A 21,974-nucleotide genomic window follows, 5' to 3' on the forward strand; every position below is an offset into this window, starting at 1 on the left:
CTGGAATGGCTCCTAACCCGTTTTTAACCATGGAATCCAACATGCTAACTATCAATAACCTCTCAAAAACTTACTCTAATGGCGTCAAAGCTCTAAACCAGGTGACACTGAGCCTATCCAACGGCATGTTTGGACTGTTAGGCCCTAATGGTGCAGGCAAATCCACCCTAATGCGCACTTTGGCGACCTTACAACAGCCAGATAGTGGAAGTATTCAATTTAATGATATTGACCTACTGGCCGCACCACAAAACATCCGGCCACTGCTTGGTTATCTACCGCAAGAATTTGGTGTCTACCCTAATGTATCGGCACAGGATTTATTGACTCACTTTGCCTTGCTCTCTGGGCTATCTGACTCCTCACAACGTAGGCGACAAATAGAAACACTGCTAGCTATTACCAACCTGACTCAGCACCGCAAAAAAGCAGTCAGTACCTTCTCAGGAGGGATGAAACAGCGGTTTGGCATTGCTTTAGCTTTGCTCGGAAATCCAAAGCTACTGATTGTTGATGAGCCCACCGCTGGACTAGACCCCGAAGAAAGAAATCGATTTCATAATCTGTTACGTGATGTCAGCGAAGAAACGGTTGTCATTCTTTCTACTCACATTGTTGAAGATGTGAGTAATCTTTGCACCAACATGGCCATCTTGAACCAAGGGACCATTGTTAATCAGGGCTCACCTATTGAGCTGATTCAACAAGTAAAGGGACGACTCTGGAAACGTACTGTCGACAAACATGAAGTAGAGGCCATCGAGAAAACATTTGACATCATTAGTCATCGACATGTTTATGGCCGCTCCGAACTCCATATTCTCGCTGATGTATCACCTGGAGAGGGTTTTGCTGCTATCGATGGTGATCTCGAAGACGTTTACTTCGCCAATCTAAAGTATCCCGATATTACATCATCAAAATCAAAAGCTGCTGCATAATTACCGTCAAGGATATATCGAATGAACTCCGTCAATTTTTCGCGACTCTTTAAACTCATTCAGCACGAAGTGTACTTACAATGTTCCAGTCGATTATTTTTAATCCTGTTTCCATTAAGTTTTGTTGTTGGCGCTTTGTTGTTGAAGGGACAGCCCATCTCTTCTGATCTTATGGTTGACTCACCTTACGCTTTAACCAAGTTACTGATTTTATTTTCGATCACCCTACCGGGCCTGGTCACTTTATTGTCGATCAATGCCAGTACTCGAGATCATCAATACCAGATGGTTGAGCTTACTTACACTTCATCGATAACTCCGAGTCATCTGGTGCTCAGTCGTTGGTTAGGGATCATTATACCCTGCATGATTATCTGCATTGGTGTATTAACCGGCATATCGATTGCTCTTTTTTTACAAGATAGTGAACTAACAACATCCTTTTTAGGACGCACTTCTACCCTGTTGATTTCATTTTCGTTGTTTCAGTTACCCGCCATTCTCTTAGCATCCAGTCTTTTACTAGGACTCGGTTTATTCAGTCGCTCACCGCTTACATTATACATTGCAGGAGCCATCGCATTTTTCAGTTATCAAATGCTTTTGATATTCACTGGCTCTCCTATCATGGCTCAACCTGTATCAATCAACGAGACCTTTAATCAAATATTCTTGCTGTTTGATCCCATTGGTTCTTCAGCATTTTTTGAGCAAGCACAACACTGGACACCTGACGATAGAAACACCAACACGATCCCATTAAGTTCTCAGTTGATTACTAATCGTATTGTGACAATGACGCTAGCTTTTCTATGTCTGACCGCGATAGTGCAAAGGATGACACTACAACTACCATCAAAAAAGCGAACAAAAACCAATCATGAAATAGAGAAGCAATCAAAACACGCACCTCAATATAAGCGCATCCTAGCTGATGAAACCTTCAAAGCCCAGTGGATGAGTTTTATGAGTCTGGTGAAACGAGAATACTTATCTACGATCTACACAAAGAGTTTTACACTTATCCTGTTGTTCTGGTGTGTGGTGCTTATCAGCGAGTTAATGACAGGTTTCACCCACCTAGAAAGTCTTGATGTCACTCCACTGGCCACCACGTCCATCGCACTTAGCCGTTTTCAATATGATGTTTTGCCGCGATTTGGCATGTTATTTCTAATTTTCTTTGCTGCTCAGATAATGTGGCGAGATAAAGAACTGAAAGTCCATGAGCTGATCGGTGCTTCTCCGGTTTCAAATCGACAACTATTACTTTCGCGCTGGCTGACTTTGGTGCTTCTTCCTCTAACGTTAATCACCATAGCCATAGCTATTTCATCAGTGTTGCAAAGTTTTTTTGGTGGCACACCTGATTTATTAGTTTATCTTAAGCTCTACTATTACAATGGTATTCCTCTGGCCTGCACTGCCTCTTTGTTGTTGTTTCTGCACGCCATCGCACCAAACAAAATCACAGGTATTGTACTATCGATTCCTTTTATACTTTTGAGTCAAACGAGTCTCGGGGCCAAGATAGGATTGGAACATGGCCTGTTTAAATTTGCCAATAGCCCTCCAATTCAATACTCAGAAATGATTCAGTTTACGGCAACGGACGATGCATTTTTTGGATACATGTTGTTCTGGACAAGTTTAGCAGCACTCTTTGTGGCGATAGCCTATAGACTTTATAACCGCGGCCTTGCAAACTCTCTATTAGCTCAAGTTCGAGTAGCTACTTATCAATGGCGTACGCCAACAAACATCGTCTTTTGTTTGTTGATACTGGCTTCAATAACCACAGGCATCCATGTTTTTTATCGCACCAATATTGAAGGACATTACCAAAGCAGAGCAAGCAAGAGTGACTGGAAAGCCGCTTATGAAAAAAAATACACTCAATATCAAAACCAACCAACGCCCAGCATAGTAAAAGTTAATACTCAGGTTGATCTTTATCCTCACGCGCGCCGCTTAACCCTGAATGCAGAGTATCAGCTAAAAAACCAAAATGCCGATCCCATCAATGAAATACTGATAAGTGTTGATCGCAACACGCTTTACACCCAGATGCAATTGGAAGGTGGACAACTGCTCTCTCATGACAAAGAATTTAACCAATACCTCTTCCGGCTCGATAAGCCTTTAGTTTCTGGTGCAAGTGTTACATTAACCTTTGCTCTGGAACGACAACAAAACGGATACCTTGGCACTCAATACGATAGTGTTATCTTGCCTGATTTCATATATTTTCGTTCGATACGCTACCTACCGTTTATAGGGTTTGTAACTCACTATCAACTTAAACATAAACAGGAACGCGAGGCCTATGGTTTGCCGCCTCTTCCGCCTGTGACACCTCTGGAGCAAGCTATCGATGAGCATCAGGGCGACTTTTCTCAAGACTATCGATGGGCTGACTTTGAAACCGTTATATCCACTCACAAAACACATACAGCCATAGCAGCAGGAGAGCTTGTTAAACAATGGCACAATGAAGAGCGGCAATATTTCCATTATAAAACACGGCAACCCATTCACGATGTTACTGCTTATCTGTCTGGCAAGTTCGAGCAATCTTCTGTCACTCATAGGGGTATATCTGTTGAGGTCTATCATATTGCTGAACATAAAAGTCAGGCCGCCCTTCATCAGGAAGCCATGATAGACACACTGGATTATGCCAGCGAACAATTTGCTCCTTATCCAGTGCAACAACTTCGTTTGATCGAGGTGCCTTATACACTAGGTTACAGCGCTTATGCTCTACCACAGACCATTCTATTAGATGAACTCAAAGGCTTTACTGTTGATAGAAACAATACCAATGCTTTCGACCACCAGTACCGTCGTACGGTTCACGAAACAGCCCATCAGTGGTGGGGGCATCTATTAGATAGCGCTGTACAGCAAGGTGGCAGTGTTTTAGTAGAAACCTTAGCCAAGTATACGGAGCTGGTTTTATTAGAACAAAAGTACGGCCAAGAATATGTACGTCGGCTAATGCGCTATGAGCACAACCGGTACTTGAATGGTCGAGGCAGAAGCCTTGAAAGTGAACTCCCTTTGTATCGAAATGATGAAACGCACATTATCTACTCGAAAGGTGCCGTGGCAATGTACGCACTAAAAAACCAGCTAGGAGAAAAGGTTATCAACAAGGCTTTGGCCGAGCTTATCAATCAATATGCTTATCCTAAGCCGCCACCGACCACCTTAGATTTTATTCGATTGCTTGAACAGTACGCCCTTCCCTCTGACAAATCTTTTATCGAAAGTTGGTTTAAGCATGTCGTGATTAACGATTGGCAAATAGATTCTGCCAAAGTAGTGGGCCGCACGAATGCTCTCTACAAGATAGAGGTATGCGTAATGAACAATGGCTACATTGATGAAGGAGGCAACAAAAAGCCGTTTGACTCTGAGCTTCATCGTGGGATGCTGGTATTTTTTTCCGATAATCCAGCGGTGCTTTACGATCAACCAACAGACGAGAAGACGATCAAACACACTTGGATTAGTGCGAATAATCAACTTCGCTGTCTTAGCTTTTCGCTCGATGAAAAGCCAGAGTTTGTATCGCTCGATCCTTATTACTTAACACTGGATATAGCACGAGATAACAATGTGATAGCACTAGAATAAGCCAGCAATAGATAAAGCCAGTGTCATTCACAAAAAAGTGGCACTGGCCTCAATCAAAAGATTCTTTTTCCCACCAACGATCCAGTGTTTCTGCTAATCCGGCCTTTTTGAGTGCACTACGTGCAAGCTTACGATCATCATTATTTAAGAAAGCACCGACTTCATAATCCGATTGCTCATCACGCAAATGCAGCTCTAGCATATCCATCGGTTTAACCGGTTTCTTAATCCATAAAAAAACATCACCACGCTCAAATTGCTTTACGTCTTCGAGTTGATAAACACCTGACTGAATACGAACAACCTTATCCTCAAACGAAATTCTTTGACGAGTATGTGTTTTATAGCAAACGCGATGCATTAGAAAGGCCAATAATCCAAGCTCAAGCCCGGCAAATGGAAGCACTAGCCAGAATCCTAAAAAGCTCCATATCGAGGCTATAATGAGTGAGGGAATACTGATGACCAACAAAAACAACTGAGTCTGCTTCCAGGTAGCGGAGCAGTTAGGTTGCAAAGTAATGACCTTATTGGTTTGACTAAAATCTTCAGTAACCACAGACTTAGGACCCTACGTTCAAAGCCAGACTGTAAGTATGGTTCAAATTCTACTAATGTCACGAAGATTGAGGGCCGTTAATCCTTTTTATCAGCCCATGAGTGATACTGCTCCGAAGACAAATGATACTCTACGCAATCTAACCATTGCTCTTTGACTTTCACCATCGCAGAATGATGCTTTATTTGCTGAAAGGCAAACTTATCTAAAACTCGCCGCGATGCAGGATTTTCTGTCGACACAAACGCTTTTATTCGTACTAGAGAATACTCCTCAAACGCTATCTGCAACAAGCTTGCCATTGCAAGACTCGCAGCACCTCTGCCAGCTTGCTGTTGGGCCACTCGATAGCCAACACTGGCTTCCTTACGCTGTATGTCAATCTGATGCAAGTTGGCGCGCCCACAAATGTTTCCCTCTGAGTCTACAATCACCATCGGATACATAGTGTTTGATTGCAGTCCTTTAAGACAGTGCTCAATGTGCTTCTCAACACCATTTTCTTGATAAAAAGTATCGTTGCGCTTTTCGATAAAATCTTCAAACCAATGGCGATTGTTATACTCAAACTCGGCCAGTTTTAAAGCATCCTGCTGTTGCAAAAGTCGTAATAAAAAACGGCTCATTCTACACCCCGCATATTGAGTTCTAACTGCTTGAAAAACTCACGGTTACTTCCTTGCTGAGTGCGCAGAATTTCTTGCATTCGCTCTATTTGCAAGACGCCTTCATTAACATCGGGTAACCAACCAGATTGCATGAGCTGCTGGCTTAGACGCCTTGCTTCGGCAGCATTGTCATAACGAAACATCCAATACAGATGAACCACATTTTCGGGTTCAAAGTGTTTTCGCATATAAGATTCAATACGCTGATTAACCTGCTTTAGTTTCGATACTTTTTGATTAAGACGCAGTAACTCAGCATAGATTAACCATCGGCGAGCTTGCTCTCGAGGGATTTCATTGTCCAAATCCATAGTGTGGGCAAGTCGCTCTTCAAACAGTGCTAATGCTTCTGAATGTTTCTTATTTTTGATAAGCATAGACAGATAGGCGAAAGGCATATTCGGCAGCTCAGGATATTTAAGCATGCGTTCCTTTAGCAGGCTTTCTGCAACCTCAGCGTTACCTTCATACAAAGCAGTGATGGCCGACAGATACAGAAAGAACTGATGCCCAGATAGTGGTTGCTCAATTTTCTCAAGGTGCAGCTTAGCTTCTTCGACCTTGTTCAGTGACAACAAAATAGCCGCATAAGAGAGCGTAAGAGCGGGTACCTTTTCAAAGCGTTGTGGATGTTGTCGAATCCAATGAAGCAAAGCTTTGGCTCGCTGTTGATTAAGAGGCAAAAAGTTCAATTCGTCTACTGGTCGATCAGTGTAATCCTGTTCAAGACTTAGCGCTCGCGTGTAAGTCTCGCGCGCCCGATTAAACCAACCATGGTTTAAGTAGGTAAACGCCAGGCTGCGATTGATAATCGGTGACAGTGGGGCTAACTGATAGGCTTTTTCATGCTGCTGTAGCGCCTCTTTTAAACGTCCTTGATTGCGTAACAAAGTGCCATACCACATGTGCACTAACGCGTAGTTGGGCGTCAGTTCAATAGCGTGCCGATACGCTTTTTCGGCCGCTTCGGTGTCTCCCTGACTGTGCAGTAACATGCCTTGAGAACCATAAGCTTGCCCTAAATCAGGCTGAGACTGTAATGCTTTCTGTAACAGAGGTTCACAAGCGTTTAACGCTTTCTCGTTCGACCAGTCGCCATAAATGCTGTAAAAATAGTAAGTGTCGCAAAGCCCAACATAGGCTAACCCATAATCGGGAGCCTGTTCGATCAGTGTTAAAAACGCCTGCTCTGCCTGAGCTAAATAGTGTGGTGTTCTTTTTGCCCAAAAAAAGCGCGCCAGCAAATAATCGTTATACAAAGCCTTATTTTGACTACCAACAACTGTTACTGCTGGCTGCGAGGAAGGTTCAAACAACTTTCGCAATGCCGCTCCCATGCGATCCTGTAACTCAAATAGATTGTCGGAATGCCCTTCGAGCTGCTCAGCCCACAAGGTTTGACTGTCTTCAACAGACACCAGTTGCAGTTGAACCCTCAGGCGCTTACCCTGTTGCAAAATCTGCCCCGACAACACGCCATCGACCTGTTGCAATCGTCCTTGTTCAACCCATTGCTCACGAGTCAATGCGCGATCAAAAGCGACCACCGTTAGCTGATTCAAACTTGCCGCCTGTGTGAGCAAAGCATCGCTTAATCCCTGCTGCCAATAAGCGGTAGCCGAGGGTTGAACAGAACTCGTTAATGGCGCCACCATCAACGACTGCCATTCATCAAGGTGAGATGTTGACTGGGGTACTGGCCAATCCTCCTTTATAAAGACGCCAACCAGTAACACAATCACAAGGAACGCGACAGCGATGGCTAAATAACCGACTTTTCTGAAATCACCTGGGGCATCCGATGACTCTGTTCCCTGTTGAGTAATCTGTTTTGTTATCTGTTCGACAGGAGCCACCAGTCGATAACCCTTACCGGACACCCGCTCAATATATTGTCTGGGTGTCTCAGAATCTCCCAGTGCCTTGCGCAACTGCGAGATCACCTGATACATGGAGCTATCAGAAACAATCTGCTCACCCCACAATGCTGCCATCAAATCATCTTGCTTAACCAGCTCGCCAGAATGAAGTGCCAACTGCTGAAGTGCAGCCATCACCTTGGGCACTAAAACAACCGGTTCTCCTCCCTGCTCAATATGGTTGAGCGTGGGATCAACCCGCCAGTTTCCCACTTTAAAAGGCTTATCTGGATTGATTGGCGACATAATATCCAATGCAACTAAAAGAATGTATTTCGATTATAACTTATTGAATTTATTACGTTCAGAAAATTTTAAGAAATCTTTTACTGGATTTTTAAGACCCAAATTTGTTCACCCGGCATGCTGCAACCACATTCACTATTCGAGGAAAGCACATGTACAGGAAACCCATCTTATTACTCTGTCTCTTACTTTGCGGCTTGTCTATTGGCCCTCTGATTGCCAAGAATTCTTCTTCCGCCAACCCTCCTTCAGACTGGCTACTCAATCGAGTTACCATCATTTCACCAGAGCGCTCGGCTCCGCTCACTAACGCCTGGGTACACATTAAAGAAGGCCGTATTGCTCAAATTGGTCAGGGAACACCGCCTGACTTGAACATTCCGGTTATCGACGGAAAACATCAATATCTGACACCCGGACTGATGGACTCTCACGTTCATCTGATGAGTGTTCCAGGCATGGGCTTTGGCGACTATGGCACCATCGCCGATTTTCCTGACATAGCCGCAGAATATATGCAGCAGCAACCTCGCAGCTTGTTGTATTTCGGTATTACCCAGCTGGTTGATCCTGCCGTTCCTTCTGGTGCACTCAAAAAGTTTCAGCAAGCCCCCCTGCACCCAGATGCCTTTCATTGCGGCTCAGCACCCATTGTTGATGGTTACCCCATGTTGTTTCTAAAAGAAAAGGACCGGCTGAAATCTTACGACTACTTTATCTATCAACAAGTAGCAGATAAACCTGCTCCCAAAGGATTTGACCTATCACAACACACGCCCGAAGCCGTGGTTAAACGCATTGCCGAAACCGACGCCGTCTGCATTAAGCTATTTATCGAAGATGGTTTTGGCGGTGCATCTCATTGGCCCCTTATCTCCAACAACACTATCAAACGAGTCAAAAAAGCGGCCGAAAAAGAAGGCTTGTTGGTGGTGGGCCACGCCAATGCCATCGATATGCACCAAATAGCTCTGGCTACTGATGTCGACATCATTGCTCATGGTCTATGGAACTGGAATCAATACTCGAGTGTGTCTGGCATGCACCCGGAGATCCAGAAACACCTTGATAACCTCATAAAACAGAAAAAAGTGATGCAGCCAACCATGCGTGTTATGCATGGCCTACGAGAACTTTTTGTTCCAACAACCTTAACCCAGACGCAGTTTAAACAGGTTGCCCCCAAATCTCTGTTGGACTGGTATCAAACCCCTGTTGCGCAATGGTTTAAGCAGGAGCTGATCAAAGAAGATTTTGAAGGCATCCCCGAAGACAAAATTGCCCCTTACTTTGATTACAATATTAATCAGGGCAAAAGAGCCATTCAGTACTTAGCGCAACATGATTATCCTTTTGTTCTCGCCAGCGATTTTCCTTCGAGCCCGACTTATGCCAACCAGCCAGGTTACACAACCTATCAAGAAATTCAGCTGATGGAAGAGGCAGGTGTGTCAAAGCAAGGGATTTTTGCAGCAGCAACCATCAACAACGCACGCGCGTTTAAAATAGATGCCCATTACGGTTCTGTAGAAGCAGGAAAAATAGCCAACCTGCTTCTGTTGAGCCAAAACCCTCTGTCAACCACCGAAGCCTACGACAGCATTCAGTATGTGATTCTTAATGGCAAAATGATTGAGCGAGATAGCTTAAAAGCCCACTAGCGTTTTTTATTGTTTCACTATTTAGCCTGCCGACATTCGTGTCGGCAGGCACAATCCTACCTTCGGTTTCTCGTCACAAAAAAATAATTTTAAACATTTTTATTCCTTATATTCGTCATGCCCCCGTCTTCTCATACAGAAGGCCTCATAGAGATAGCTATGTAGCCGGAACCTAATTCTTACAAAGAGAGCTACTCATGATAAATAGATGGTTGTACATTACTTCCCTTATCCTGATGATCGCCGCATGTGGAGGTGGAGACTCAGGCGTGACACCTCCCCCACAAAATCAGGCACCTATTGCCAACGCAGGTGCCAACCAAACAGTAGCCAGCCAGTCCACGGTGACTCTTGATGCCAGCAATAGTCGCGACCCCGATGGTTCTATTCGAGCTTATAGTTGGACACAAATTTCAGGCTCTTCCGTTAATTTGCAAAACACCATGCAAGCCCAAGTGACGTTTACCGCACCCAGTGTGACTCAAAATACTAACCTGGGATTCAGAGTCACGGTGACCGATAATTCCGGTGCCACAGCAACCGATGATGTCGCCGTTCAAGTCACACCCAGCAACACTCAAACAGATTCAATATTTAAAACTAAAGCCAGCACTACTCGCTTTTTAACTCAGGCTACTTTTGGCCCTAAACCGCAAGAGGTCGATCAACTAACAGGGAGCGCGGCATCAGATTGGTTACTCGCCGAGTTTAATAAGCCCTCCAGCTTGCACTTGCCTTTAGTTCAACAGTTTGGACAATTAGATAGCGCCAATCCAGAAAGTGCGTTTGGCGAAGAATCTCCGAGCTTTGCTTTTTGGACCAACGCAATTGGAGCCGACGATCAATTGCGTCAACGCATGGCATTTGCGTTATCAGAAATATTTGTTGTATCAAACTTTGGCGAAAACCTGCTATTCGATAACTTTTATGCTCTGGGTGCCTATCAAGATATCATGGTACAACATGCTTTTGGTAACTACCGAGAATTGCTTGAAGCAGTCACCTATTCGCCTGCTATGGGTTTTTATCTAACCTATTTAGAAAATCAAAAAGGCGACCCTTCAACAGGACGAACACCCGACGAAAACTATGCTCGAGAAGTTTTGCAACTCTTCTCTATTGGTCTGGTAAAGCTCAATAAAGATGGTAGCCTGGTGAAAGATGCGCAAGGTAATGCAATTGAAACTTACACCAATGCCGATATTACAGGATTGGCCAAGGTTTTCACCGGACTCAGTTTAAATACAGAAGAATTTTTTAGCGAATTTTCTGCCGATGATCCCAATGTTTTTGCAATGCCCATGAAAGCATTTCCTGCTTACCACTCAAGTTTGGAAAAAACATTTCTGGGCACCACTATTGCAGCCAACACAGGACCAACACAAAGCATCAAGCAAGCCTTAGACACTATTTTTAATCATCCTAATGTTGCCCCTTTTATCAGCCGTCAACTTATTCAGCGTTTTGTTACCAGTCATCCCTCACCACAATATGTTGAAAGGGTTGCAACAGCATTCGAAAGCGGGCACTTCCGTTTACCTAACCGGCAGTTAGTGGGTGACGGTCGTCGAGGTGATCTTAAAGCCACTCTGGCAGCTATTTTATTTGATGAAGCCGCTCGTTCTGATGCCGCGAGAGCCGGTAACACCTTTGGAAAAATTCGTGAACCTATTTTACGTTTTACCACTTGGGCACGTACTTTTAATGCCGGAACGATCACACCAGAATATCTGGAAAGATTATGGGACACCTCTAGCCCAGAAGCATTAGCACAACATCCTTACCGTTCTCGCTCCGTGTTTAATTTTTATCGTCCTGGTTATGTCGCACCAGGTACCCAATCTGGAGCCGCTAATCTGACAATTCCTGAGTTACAAATTCTCAATGCTTCTAGCATGCCCGGTTACATTAACTTTATGAACTACTTCGTGAACGCAGCCATGATCGACGAAGACTACCAAGGGCTGGCAGATGAATTCAGTGCAAGTGGTATTAACCTTGACGCTTCTCGTTTGCAATCAACTTTGGTGCCTAACTATCAAGAAGAAATGAGGCTGGCTAATAACCCGCAAACTCTGGTGGATCGCCTTGACTTAATTTTAACTTACAACACCATGTCGCCAGAAACCAAAAACAACATCGTTGCCGCAATTACTGCCATCCCATCCAATGGTGCAACTTCGTCTGACGAGCGCGTTAAGCTGGCAATACTGATGGTAATGACTTCACCCGACTTTTTAGTTCAACGCTAGAGGACACAATTATGAGTATTAATCGACGTCAATTTTTACATGGCCTCGGCGCAGCAGCGGCCTCTTCCGCTTCTTTTGCAGCGATGGGTAACACGCTCAATGTTTTTAATCAATCCGTTGCTGACTCGGTGAATGACTACAAAGCCATCGTTTGTGTTTTCCTATTAGGAGGGATGGACAATCACGATACGATTATCCCTTACGACCAGGCAAGCTACGACCGCTACGCCCAGATCCGCGCCCCTTTGCTCAGCCGTTATGGCAATCGTCGAGCACGGGCTAACTTACTAGTCATGAGTCCCAACAATAGCGCAACATTTAACGGACGTCAGTTTGCCATGGCACCCGAACTGCCTAAGCTTCATGCTTTATTTCAACAAGGTAATGCGGCATTAGTGGGTAACGTTGGACCGTTAATTCATCCCTTAAAAAGAAACGACTATGAGAATTTGTTAGTAAAAACTCCAACTCGTTTATTTTCACATAACGACCAGCAGGCAACATGGATGTCGAGTTCACCCGAGGGGGCTCAATTTGGCTGGGGAGGATTTTTTGCCGATGCATTATTAGCAGGAAATCCAAATGGTTCTCCAGAATTCACCACCATTACCAGTGGCGGTAATGAATTATTTTTAACAGGCAGTCATTCGTTTCCTTATCAAATTGGTCGCAACGGCTCTATTGGCATAGAAGCTCTGGAAGATCTCAATGGAAACGCAACGCTTAGAGAAAGATTACTGGCCCATTTTAAGGCCAGTCAGTTCACGCGTAACAATATCATCGAGCAAGATGTCTCTCATTCTATGACGGCTTTTTTTGATTCCAATACCAAATACAATCAGTCACTCGCCAATGCGACAAACTTTACCACTCAATTTCCAACCACTGATTTGGGCTCTCAATTAAGAGCGGTGGCAAGAACGATTTCGGTAAGAGACAGTTTGGCTATGAAACGCCAGGTTTTTATTGTTGGAATGGGCGGTTTCGATACCCACTCTGCGCAAGTCCAGGCCATGCCTCGACTGCATCAACAAATCGATGACGCGGTCAGTGCTTTTTATCAATCAATGGGAGAATTGGGATTAAACAACAATGTCACTTTGTTTACGGCCTCTGACTTTGGTCGAACCTTAGCGGTCAACGGCGATGGAACCGACCATGGCTGGGGTGGACATCACTTTGTAGTAGGTGGTGCCGTGAACGGCAAACACATTTATGGAGATATTCCTAATGCAGACTTCGGACACGATCATGATGCTGGTTCAGGCCGCCTGATACCCTCTACCTCGGTAGAACAATTTGCCGAACCTTTAGGCCGATGGTTCGGACTCAACGAAACTCAAATCAATACCGCGCTGCCTAATCTGCGCAACTTCTCGACTCGTTTAAATTACCTTTAATCAGTACTGAGACAAGGATGTCATCTCTATTAATAAAAAGCATCAGAGCTGAGGAGTGCTCTGATGCTTTTTCAAATTAATTTATTACAATTATGGATAAAGCACATAACTCGCCAATAAAATGTTCGCAAAGTGTCGGCTGATTTTTACCAAGACGAGCAATATACGTGGGGAAAGTATTTTGTAAATAAGTCGTAGGATTTCGTACCATTAAGTGCCCGAGATAATTTAACTTACCTGCTTCAACATTAGTGCAAAAACCACCGTTGTCATAGCTATAACGTGAATCATAAACATTGAACTTAACAACACAATATCTTCCCGCAGGAACTTTTAAAGTAATATTGTGAGTCCCCGGCTTAATGACATTAACACCGTATTGCTCACCATTTTCAGCATTCTCTAACGTCAGTTGCCGAAGGATATCTAATGTATTAACTTCTAACCCTAATAAACCTTCATTATCTGTCAGTGTTGGAACCTGATCAGACACGACAACACTTGTAAGATTTGCACAAGAAGTCATCAGCAATACCAATAAAACGATTAAACTACGAATTAACAACATTCTTCTCCTATTAAAATTATTCACCATTGCCAAAATAAGCTTTCAATCCATTCGCCTATATTGTTACTTTCAATCCCTTGATATTAGCTACTGTAGCCAATCACTTCCTAATTCATCGCCAATATTCCCTCAGGGGCGATAAATACCAATCCAATAACTGTCCGGGATACTTAGCTTCATATTGACAGCGTATATCTCGAATAACACCATCTAGCTCAAATACGGATTTCTTTTTTAACGCGTTGGCAGAAAACTGGCTAAAAGCAGCTGCCACACGCACACGATCACCAGCACCAAACAACCGCTCATAATGATCGGGAAACAACATAAACAGAAACATGTGACGAAACTGGCGTTTCTCATTACCTGGTATCGACTCTAGCCATGTTGCACATTCTAAAGGATCACTCAATAAATCACTTCTCTCCGAGGCAGATAAAGCCAAAAGAGCCGCCATCATCTCGATAGCATAAGATAATTCTTTCTGACGAAACGTATTGTAGCCAGGCCCTCCACTACCAAAACCTTCAATAAGAGACTCGTCTGCAAATGAAGAAGATGACTCTAGTACCTCATCCCCCCAGGACAACACAATAGAAAACGTATTGATCTTTGTAGTCGCACTGATGTTGCTGGGACAAAACAACATGCTCCATAGTATTTCAGCACACAATAACTGACAATCCGCTGGCGCTGCCGATAGTTGAACTTTCAAGCGCTGTAAAAAATTGCCATCACTCGCTGGCGCATTGTCAAAATAATGTTTGGCCAACTCATTAATATTGGCTTTCGTCCAGATAGACTTGTCAGTAAATAAAGATCCCTCGTTGATTAAGCATTGTTTTTTCCATGCTAACGCTAACTCAAATTTACCAACCGTCGAACGATTACCACAATAGCGACTCATTTCTACTCCAACCTCATCAACAACGGGCGAGATTTTACCACATTGAGTTATTTTCGCGAGCCACCAGAAGCGAATATTTCTAGCCCTATGATGTTTATAAAACAGACACTTACCTGTGCCCCTCTATGCTTGAGCCTCCTTGAAGGCTTGCATCTTTCGAAGTGTCGAGTAAGGAACCAGCAATGACTCCTTTTGAAAAACAAAGTTATATCTCAATGTACAAAACCACTCCCCTTTAATGACTGGTAGCCTATACTTTTAAAAAAACATAGAAAGCAACGGAAGAATCAGGTTTTCAACCCATGATGCGTCAAGGTTTACTCTTTCTGGCACTGGCTAGCTTTTGGCTGCAAGCAGTTGCTGGCCCTAACAGTACCCAACAACGACCTATCCGAATTATTACCAATAACTGGACCAGCCAAATTGTGCTAGCTCATATTACAGGTGAGCTCTTTAAACAACAGGGATATCCGGTTAAATATGTTTCTTCCTCTACGGCCCAACAATGGGGAGCCTTGGCTCATGGCGCTGCTCATGTTCAGGTCGAAGTATGGGAAGGCACCATGTCAGAAAAATTCAATGATATGGCTCAACGAGGACTGATTGTAGACGCGGGTACGCACGACGCGACTACCCGAGAAGATTGGTGGTATCCCAAGTATGTAGAGCCGCTATGCCCAGGTCTGCCTGACTGGCAGGCTCTCAAAAAGTGTGCGGCCATTTTTTCGACCCAAGGCAACCAGACAGGCACTTACTATGCGGGCCCCTGGGAAAAACCGGATGAAGCCAGAGTAAGAGCTTTAGCTTTAAACTTTGATATCGTTTTATTAAAAGAAAGTGATGACTTATGGCGAGTTTTGTCTAAAGCCTATGACGAAAAGCGCCCTATTGTGCTTTTTAACTGGACACCTAATTGGGTTGAATCTCGCTACGAAGGACAATTTGTAGAGTTCCCAGCTTATGCCCCAGAGTGCGAAACTCAACCAGAGTGGGGAGTTAATAAAAATCTCGTATATGACTGCGGCAATCCGGCCAATGGCTGGCTCAAAAAAGCAGCATGGCCAGGTATGAAAAACCAATGGCCTTGCGCTTATCAGTTACTCGAAAAAATTAACTTCAGCAATCAACAACTCGCCAATGCGTCGGCTTTAGTGGTATTAAAAAAGATGTCTCATTTACAGGCTGCACAGCATTGGTTAAAAGAAAATAAAAACATTTGGTCTCCTTGGTTGCCTCAGGGTTGTCAGCCATGACATCACCGCCTTCACAATATGATTCTATTGCAACACAACTCATTCGCCGTGTGTTCATATTCTATTGCCTGGTCGCAATCACTGTCACTCTTGTCCATATCGTTCAAGAATATCGACATACTCAACGAACAATTGTCGAAGAACTAAAAAACTATGAATTAATTTTTAGCCCTGTACTCAGCCAAGCGCTGTGGGAACTTGATAGAGAAAGAACTCAGACTATTCTCCAAGGAATTTATCAAGTTCCCATTGTCACGGGGGTTAAAATTGAGTTAGTCAATGAGTCCATGCCTTTCGAGTCCATTGGCTCGACACCATCGCGTCCTATTCCTGATATCTCATCAAACAACGACGCATTTGGCGAGTACTTTTTTTATCAGTTCCCTATTAATTACGAAATTTTTGGCGAGCAAAAACAGCTGGGCACGGCCACACTTTATTCTCATTCATCGGTTGTTTTAAATCGCGTTCAACTTGGCTTCGCTTTTATTGTTATCAACGCCATTATCAAAGGTGTAGCTCTGTGGCTTATCTTTCTTTGGATAAGTAAAAAGTGGTTATTAGAACCTTTGACCAGGCTGATTAACGCCATTACACAAGTTAAGTTCGACAACCTGACTGAAGCCAAGATCGACTTAAAGCTAGAGCAAAATAATGAGCTGCGAGTTATAGAGCAATCATTTTCTGCCATGATTGAAGAGTTAGCCGAGGCTAAACAACAGGTCATCAACTTCAATCACAAATTAGAGCAACAGGTGACGGAACGAACCCATGATTTACAACAAGCCAAAGAAGAGGCCGAACAAGCTCTGCATATAAAGTCGGCGTTTCTCGCTAACATGAGCCATGAAATACGCACACCTATGAATGGCGTTATCGGCATGCTTGACCTTATGGAACAGTTGCCACTGGACAAACAACAAAGCCACTATCTTAATGTTGCTCGGTCAAGCGCAAACTCTTTGCTTACTCTTATTAACGATATTCTTGATTTTTCCAAAATAGAAGCCGGAAAGCTTGAGTTTGACGAGGTAGATTTTGATTTACGCACTCGGCTGGGTGACTGGACCGAAGTCAATGCGCACAAAGCGCAACAAAAAGGATTAGAGTTAGTGTTGGATGTCAGCCAGATTCAACACACTATGGTAAAAGGCGATCCTGATCGCGTACGGCAGATACTCAACAATCTGTTAAGTAACGCCATTAAGTTTACCCAAGATGGCGAAATTGTTATTCGCGCGGAGTTAAAAGAAACCAACACAGGCCGACTTAAATTTAGCTGCGCTATCGAAGACACAGGCATTGGCATTGCAAAAGAAAAACAAGACCAACTTTTTGAATCCTTTACGCAAGCCGATACTTCGACGACTCGAAAGTATGGAGGCACTGGACTCGGATTATCCATTACGCGGCAATTATGTCGACTTATGAACGGTGACATTCATGTAAAAAGTAAAGAAGGTGTCGGAAGTCGATTCTATTTCTATATTATTCTTAACAAAGGCGCCCCACTCACTGGCAGCATCCCAACCATTGATCTGACGGATCAACCTATCTTGATTGTTGATGACAACGCCACCAACCGTGAAGTGTTATCGACTCAACTCAACCACTGGGGAGCCAAAGTGACAGAAGCCGAAGATGGTCCTCGAGCTTTATCTATACTTGCTACCCGAGCCACTCAAAAAAAACCGATGTTTACCATCGCTATTCTTGATTTCAGTATGCCGGATATGGACGGAATGGAACTTGGTAAACGCATCAAAGAACATCCCGCCTATCAGTCAATTCGACTCATCATGATGACGTCTATCATGCAGCAAGGCGACGTGCAAAAATATGCGGACGTTGGTTTTCATGGTTATTTTTCTAAGCCCGCAACCCCCTCAGATTTACTCGACGCCCTTGCCATTACACTGGACGGTGGCGATTCTTTGCAACAAGCACAACCTTTAATCACACAAAACTACATCAGAGATCTCAAGATTCAAAGTCGACGTTCTCCCACACCAAAATGGCCCAAAGACAGTAAAATTCTGGTGGTAGAAGACAATCAGGTGAATCAGATGGTCACAACCAGTCTGTTAAAAACGATGGGGTTAGCTAGTGATATAGCCATCAACGGACAAGATGCTCTGACTCGCCTAAATACCTCAAAAGAAGAGACTTATCGTCTTATATTGATGGATTGTCAGATGCCCGAAATGGATGGTTACGAAGCCACTCGCCACATTCGTCAGGGTAAGGCAGGTCAACACTATCAAAACGTAAAAATCATTGCCTTAACGGCTGGCGCTATGGCCAAAGACAAAGAGAAGTGTATTCAATCCGGTATGGATGACTACCTAACCAAGCCGTTACGCGCAGAACGCCTAAGAGCATTGCTGGAGCAATACTTGCTTTCCGTCCACGAATAATCTAGCTTCCACGAAGCTGAACTAACTGCTCTCAGGCTCTAACCAGTTTATATTCTCTCAACCAATGACGAACCTGATCGGCATGAGGTCTCCATGCCTGCCAGCAGGACTCAGCCCATTGCTGCACCCACTGTCTTTGAGCGACAGGCGTTTGAGCAACAGCCACATTCTGAATGGTCACATGTCCCCTATCCGCTGGCGGTTGCAATCTGTCGAATACTGGATGAAACTGTCTGATCATCTCACTAACAGCCGCACTCGCCTGATTCTGCTCAAAAGAATATTCTAATACCAGACACAAAGACATGAGACGAGTGGCCATCCACTGATTAGCGCGCCGATTATCTGGCCCAGGATGTTGAACAGCATAACAATCTACAGCCAAAGCACTCGATTCTCGATAGGCGGGCTCTGAGTACTCCTTCGCCATAAAAATTCCAAACAGATTCCAGCAAGCTGCGGATGAGCGCATAAAGGGATGCGTTGGCCCTTCCATCGCCATCAGCTCAGCTCCACATCCGACACAAGACTCCATAGCCGTTCTCCCCAATCATTCCTAACATCCTGTGTATTGATTAAGGTTTAACAAATAACGAGAAAACCGTCCAGAACCACTGGCATAAACTTTGCCACTTCATTTAGTAATGGGATATATAGGCCTTATCACGCATTTTATTTCCCCATATCAGGAAACTAACGTTAAGATAGAGGAGTAACACTCCTCATATCAGGAAAACTTCATGTCTCTAAAAAGTGTTATTTTTGCCAGCATGTTCGCCATTTTGCTGCTCATTTTGACGGTGAACACCTGGTTTTTACACCATCTAACGGAATCCGTTAGCAAACAACTGGGCAGCTCCGCTTTTGAAGTGAGTAAAAGCACTGTCGAATCGATGCTCAGCCACAACCTCAATCGAGAAGTGTTATATATTCAGCATCAGTTCGCCTTTGTTGGTTCCGACGAAAGCTCCCAACCAAGAACCCGAGTGCTGCCTTTTGGCGGTCAACTCAACCTGGCCCAGAGTGTTGAGTTGCGATTGAGAGATCAACAGAATAGTCGCTCGATTATGCTCAAACGTGGCAAACAATCTGTCGACATTCCTATCCCACGAACCGCTGTCGAAAAACGTCTGGAAACCACTCAACAGCAAATTATTCTATCCAGTCTGCTGATAATGACTGTCGCACTGATTCTGTTTTACTGGCTAAGCCGCAAGTTAACTCAACCACTTAAAACACTCTGTCATGTCAGCGAGTCGATTGGTCAGGGCAACTTTGGTATTCAGGTAGAGCAAAGCAAAAAACCGCTCAGTTACGAAGTCAACGATCTGGTCAACGCAGTCAACAAAATGTCAGGAGAGCTGCAACGACTCGAACAGGAAAAACAACACTGGCAGGAACAAAAGCAAACCTCAGAATTATCAGATATTGCTCGTGGTTTAGCGCATAGTATTCGCAACCCACTCAACACCATTGGATTATCCCTCGGTGAGCTGGCTCATCGAAATCCCGAACAGCGTTCATTAACCGATATCATTAATACTCAGATTAAGCGAATTGATCTGAGTCTAAAGAATCTGATGGCCATCGCGACCCACGAAAAAATTCCTCAACACTCTGTGGATATCGCAACACTGTGTCACAACTTAAAACATGAGGTTGAACAACAATGTGCCCATACCGAGGTAATACTTGAAGGTGAAAAAGAACTCTATGTTAAAGGAGTCGAATCCGAACTCTATAGTGTCTTCCACTCTTTGATGATCAACGCAGCAGAAAGCTATCCAGCGCAGCAAGAAAACGGTGTCATTACGGTAATCCTCTCTACAGAAGGAGAACAAAAAACTCTACTCATTAAAGATCAGGGACAAGGTATTGCTCAAGATTATTTGGACAACCTCTTTAAACCTCACACCAGCAGTAAAGTTAGCGGCTCAGGCATGGGTCTTTACATTGCCCGACGAATCGTGAGAGGTCGTTACCATGGTGACATCGAATTGCTCGAAACCTCACCGGCTGGTAGTTGTTTTAAAATAACGTTAAATGATAGAAAAGTAACCGAATGAAATTACTCATAGTTGAAGATGAATTAGAACAGCGCACCTTACTTAGACAAATTATAGAAAGTGCTACTGACTATCAACTTTATGATGCGGCTTCGGCAGAAGAAGCACTGGAGTTGATGCGTCGTTATCCTATCGATGTGGTGTTTTCTGATTGGAAATTGCCAGGAATGGATGGGCTGACTTTACTCGAAAACATCAAACAGGATTATCCCGAGGTGGCTTTTATTTTAGCAACCGCCTACGGCAGCATCAGTCATGCTGTCACTTCGATTCGAGCGGGCGCCGATGATTATTTATCGAAGCCTTTTGAGCGAGATGAATTATTGTTTACGCTTAAAAAAACAGAACAAAGCCTGACACTCAAAAAAGAAAATGCTGAACTCAAACTGCAACAAGGCGAACGCAATCGGCTCGTAGATATTATTGGCCGAGCACCTAAGATGCAAAAGCTTTTTGCTCAGGTCGAGCGTTTGTCGGCAACGGATGTCACCGTATTGATCCACGGCGAAAGCGGCACAGGAAAAGAACTGGTAGCACGAGCATTGCATCAGCTGTCTCCCAGAAAAGAAGCTCTCTTTTTGCCCGTTAACTGTTCTACTATTCCAGAGTCGATTGCAGAGGCCGAACTTTTTGGCGCCGAAAAAGGAGCCTATACCGGCGCCCAACATCGCAAGATAGGCAAAATAGAAGCCGCCAATGGTGGTACTCTGTTTCTTGATGAAGTCGCAGAGCTGCCTCTATCGATTCAAGCAAAACTGTTACGCTTCCTTCAAGAAGGCAGCATTATACGAGTCGGTGGCACTGAAGAAATTCAAATGCAGGTACGCATTTTGGCAGCGTCTCACAAAAATCTGGCTGACGAAGTGTCACAAGGCAACTTTCGCGAAGATCTCTTCTATCGACTCAATGTGATTCCTCTGTCAATTCCCGCCCTGCGAGAACGCAAAGAAGACATGGCCGATCTGGTTGCCTTTTTTGCCGAGCAATACGCAACCAAACATCATTGTGAGCAAGTATCTTTTAATCCTAAAGCATGGCAAAGCATGTTGAGTTACCACTGGCCAGGTAATGTCAGGGAGCTATCAAACTTACTTGAGCGTATTACCATCATGCAGGCGGGAGAAGTCGTCTCTCCTGCTGATCTGCCTTTTACCAAAGAACAACTTCCTCTTTCTGAACACTTTGACTTGCCAGAACAAGGTCTTCACTGGGAATCTTTCGAAAAAGACATTTTGCAGCAGGCGTTAACACAAGCCAATAACAACAGAACACAAGCAGCGAAGTTGTTAGGCTTAAGTTACAAAGCCTTTTTATATCGACTCGAAAAACATCAAGTCCAATTCCCCAAATAGGGAACCTATGATGTTTTGCGGATAAAGTAAAACAATTAAAAATCAGTGGAGATAGCAACTTAGTCATTAAAAACAAACACTTATAGAAAATATAAAAAGTGGCACGATGCTTGAGTTACTCTA

Annotated in this window: 15 protein-coding genes; 9 read left to right on the forward strand and 6 right to left on the reverse strand. The window is 44.0% G+C overall.

Going from position 1 to position 21,974, the window contains the following annotated elements; all coding sequences use genetic code 11:
• Window positions 1-5 precede the first annotated feature (5 nt).
• Both NH399_RS17375 and NH399_RS17380 read left to right on the forward strand, forming a co-directional pair.
• Complete coding sequence (locus NH399_RS17375; protein ID WP_253042338.1) at window positions 6-941, forward strand: ABC transporter ATP-binding protein; 936 nt, start codon at window positions 6-8, stop codon at window positions 939-941.
• A 21-nt stretch (window positions 942-962) separates the two neighbouring features.
• On the forward strand, window positions 963-4,583 hold the full coding sequence (locus tag NH399_RS17380; RefSeq protein ID WP_253042340.1) for a M1 family aminopeptidase: 3,621 nt from the start codon (window positions 963-965) through the stop codon (window positions 4,581-4,583).
• A 49-nt stretch (window positions 4,584-4,632) separates the two neighbouring features.
• On the opposite strand, the gene NH399_RS17385 is transcribed toward NH399_RS17380, so the two are convergent.
• The 3 genes from NH399_RS17385 to NH399_RS17395 form a co-directional block, all read right to left on the reverse strand.
• Window positions 4,633-5,142 carry a DUF2244 domain-containing protein gene (locus tag NH399_RS17385; protein WP_253042342.1) on the reverse strand — a complete coding sequence of 170 codons (510 nt, stop codon included), beginning with the start codon at window positions 5,140-5,142 and terminating at the stop codon, window positions 4,633-4,635.
• A 77-nt stretch (window positions 5,143-5,219) separates the two neighbouring features.
• Window positions 5,220-5,768 (reverse strand): GNAT family N-acetyltransferase, encoded by a 549-nt coding sequence (locus NH399_RS17390; protein WP_253042344.1) that lies wholly within the window; start codon window positions 5,766-5,768, stop codon window positions 5,220-5,222.
• Window positions 5,765-7,975, reverse strand: coding sequence for a winged helix-turn-helix domain-containing protein (locus NH399_RS17395; RefSeq protein WP_253042346.1), 2,211 nt, complete (start codon window positions 7,973-7,975; stop codon window positions 5,765-5,767). The genes NH399_RS17390 and NH399_RS17395 overlap by 4 nt, the downstream gene beginning before the upstream one ends.
• A 152-nt stretch (window positions 7,976-8,127) precedes the next feature.
• Here NH399_RS17395 and NH399_RS17400 point away from each other — a divergent pair, with 152 nt between their 5' ends.
• The 3 genes from NH399_RS17400 (at window position 8,128) to NH399_RS17410 (ending at window position 13,288) form a co-directional block, all read left to right on the forward strand.
• Window positions 8,128-9,636 carry an amidohydrolase family protein gene (locus NH399_RS17400; protein WP_253042348.1) on the forward strand — a complete coding sequence of 503 codons (1,509 nt, stop codon included), beginning with the start codon at window positions 8,128-8,130 and terminating at the stop codon, window positions 9,634-9,636.
• A 197-nt stretch (window positions 9,637-9,833) separates the two neighbouring features.
• A complete protein-coding gene (locus tag NH399_RS17405) occupies window positions 9,834-11,888 on the forward strand; it encodes a DUF1800 family protein (RefSeq protein ID WP_253042350.1) in 2,055 nt (684 codons plus the stop codon).
• A gap of 11 nt (window positions 11,889-11,899) precedes the next feature.
• The gene (locus tag NH399_RS17410; protein WP_253042352.1) at window positions 11,900-13,288 is read left to right on the forward strand and encodes a DUF1501 domain-containing protein; all 1,389 of its coding nucleotides are present in this window, start codon (window positions 11,900-11,902) and stop codon (window positions 13,286-13,288) included.
• Window positions 13,289-13,364: 76 nt separating this feature from the next.
• Here the strand turns inward: NH399_RS17410 and NH399_RS17415 are convergent, their stop codons facing one another.
• Window positions 13,365-13,856 (reverse strand): hypothetical protein, encoded by a 492-nt coding sequence (locus tag NH399_RS17415; RefSeq protein ID WP_253042354.1) that lies wholly within the window; start codon window positions 13,854-13,856, stop codon window positions 13,365-13,367.
• Between the two features lie 112 nt (window positions 13,857-13,968).
• Complete coding sequence (locus NH399_RS17420) at window positions 13,969-14,763, reverse strand: hypothetical protein (protein WP_253042357.1); 795 nt, start codon at window positions 14,761-14,763, stop codon at window positions 13,969-13,971.
• Window positions 14,764-15,065: 302 nt separating this feature from the next.
• Between NH399_RS17420 and NH399_RS17425 the strand changes: the two genes are divergently transcribed.
• Complete coding sequence (locus NH399_RS17425; RefSeq protein WP_253042359.1) at window positions 15,066-16,016, forward strand: ABC transporter substrate-binding protein; 951 nt, start codon at window positions 15,066-15,068, stop codon at window positions 16,014-16,016.
• On the forward strand, window positions 16,013-18,433 hold the full coding sequence (locus NH399_RS17430; RefSeq protein WP_253042361.1) for a response regulator: 2,421 nt from the start codon (window positions 16,013-16,015) through the stop codon (window positions 18,431-18,433). The genes NH399_RS17425 and NH399_RS17430 overlap by 4 nt, the downstream gene beginning before the upstream one ends.
• 31 nt (window positions 18,434-18,464) lie before the next feature.
• Here NH399_RS17430 and NH399_RS17435 read toward each other — a convergent pair whose 3' ends face one another.
• The gene (locus tag NH399_RS17435; RefSeq protein WP_253042363.1) at window positions 18,465-18,968 is read right to left on the reverse strand and encodes a DUF5946 family protein; all 504 of its coding nucleotides are present in this window, start codon (window positions 18,966-18,968) and stop codon (window positions 18,465-18,467) included.
• A 205-nt stretch (window positions 18,969-19,173) separates the two neighbouring features.
• On the opposite strand from NH399_RS17435, the gene NH399_RS17440 reads away from it, so the two are divergent.
• On the forward strand, window positions 19,174-20,499 hold the full coding sequence (locus NH399_RS17440; RefSeq protein WP_253042365.1) for a PAS domain-containing sensor histidine kinase: 1,326 nt from the start codon (window positions 19,174-19,176) through the stop codon (window positions 20,497-20,499).
• Window positions 20,496-21,851 (forward strand): sigma-54 dependent transcriptional regulator, encoded by a 1,356-nt coding sequence (locus tag NH399_RS17445; protein WP_253042367.1) that lies wholly within the window; start codon window positions 20,496-20,498, stop codon window positions 21,849-21,851. The genes NH399_RS17440 and NH399_RS17445 overlap by 4 nt, the downstream gene beginning before the upstream one ends.
• The last annotated feature ends 123 nt before the right edge of the window (window positions 21,852-21,974 follow it).

This window comes from Pleionea sp. CnH1-48, from assembly GCF_024124665.1.
Classification (GTDB): domain Bacteria; phylum Pseudomonadota; class Gammaproteobacteria; order Enterobacterales; family Kangiellaceae; genus JAMXSB01.

Bases quoted from the DNA above. Each gene is read 5' to 3' on its own strand.
- NH399_RS17375 (WP_253042338.1), top strand. From the start codon at position 6: ATGGCTCCTAACCCGTTTTTAACCATGGAATCCAACATGCTAACTATC.
- NH399_RS17380 (WP_253042340.1), top strand. From the start codon at position 963: ATGAACTCCGTCAATTTTTCGCGACTCTTTAAACTCATTCAGCACGAA.
- NH399_RS17390 (WP_253042344.1), bottom strand. From the start codon at position 5,768: ATGAGCCGTTTTTTATTACGACTTTTGCAACAGCAGGATGCTTTAAAA.
- NH399_RS17395 (WP_253042346.1), bottom strand. From the start codon at position 7,975: ATGTCGCCAATCAATCCAGATAAGCCTTTTAAAGTGGGAAACTGGCGG.
- NH399_RS17400 (WP_253042348.1), top strand. From the start codon at position 8,128: ATGTACAGGAAACCCATCTTATTACTCTGTCTCTTACTTTGCGGCTTG.
- NH399_RS17405 (WP_253042350.1), top strand. From the start codon at position 9,834: ATGATAAATAGATGGTTGTACATTACTTCCCTTATCCTGATGATCGCC.
- NH399_RS17410 (WP_253042352.1), top strand. From the start codon at position 11,900: ATGAGTATTAATCGACGTCAATTTTTACATGGCCTCGGCGCAGCAGCG.
- NH399_RS17415 (WP_253042354.1), bottom strand. From the start codon at position 13,856: ATGTTGTTAATTCGTAGTTTAATCGTTTTATTGGTATTGCTGATGACT.
- NH399_RS17420 (WP_253042357.1), bottom strand. From the start codon at position 14,763: ATGAGTCGCTATTGTGGTAATCGTTCGACGGTTGGTAAATTTGAGTTA.
- NH399_RS17425 (WP_253042359.1), top strand. From the start codon at position 15,066: ATGATGCGTCAAGGTTTACTCTTTCTGGCACTGGCTAGCTTTTGGCTG.
- NH399_RS17430 (WP_253042361.1), top strand. From the start codon at position 16,013: ATGACATCACCGCCTTCACAATATGATTCTATTGCAACACAACTCATT.
- NH399_RS17435 (WP_253042363.1), bottom strand. From the start codon at position 18,968: ATGGAGTCTTGTGTCGGATGTGGAGCTGAGCTGATGGCGATGGAAGGG.
- NH399_RS17440 (WP_253042365.1), top strand. From the start codon at position 19,174: ATGTCTCTAAAAAGTGTTATTTTTGCCAGCATGTTCGCCATTTTGCTG.
- NH399_RS17445 (WP_253042367.1), top strand. From the start codon at position 20,496: ATGAAATTACTCATAGTTGAAGATGAATTAGAACAGCGCACCTTACTT.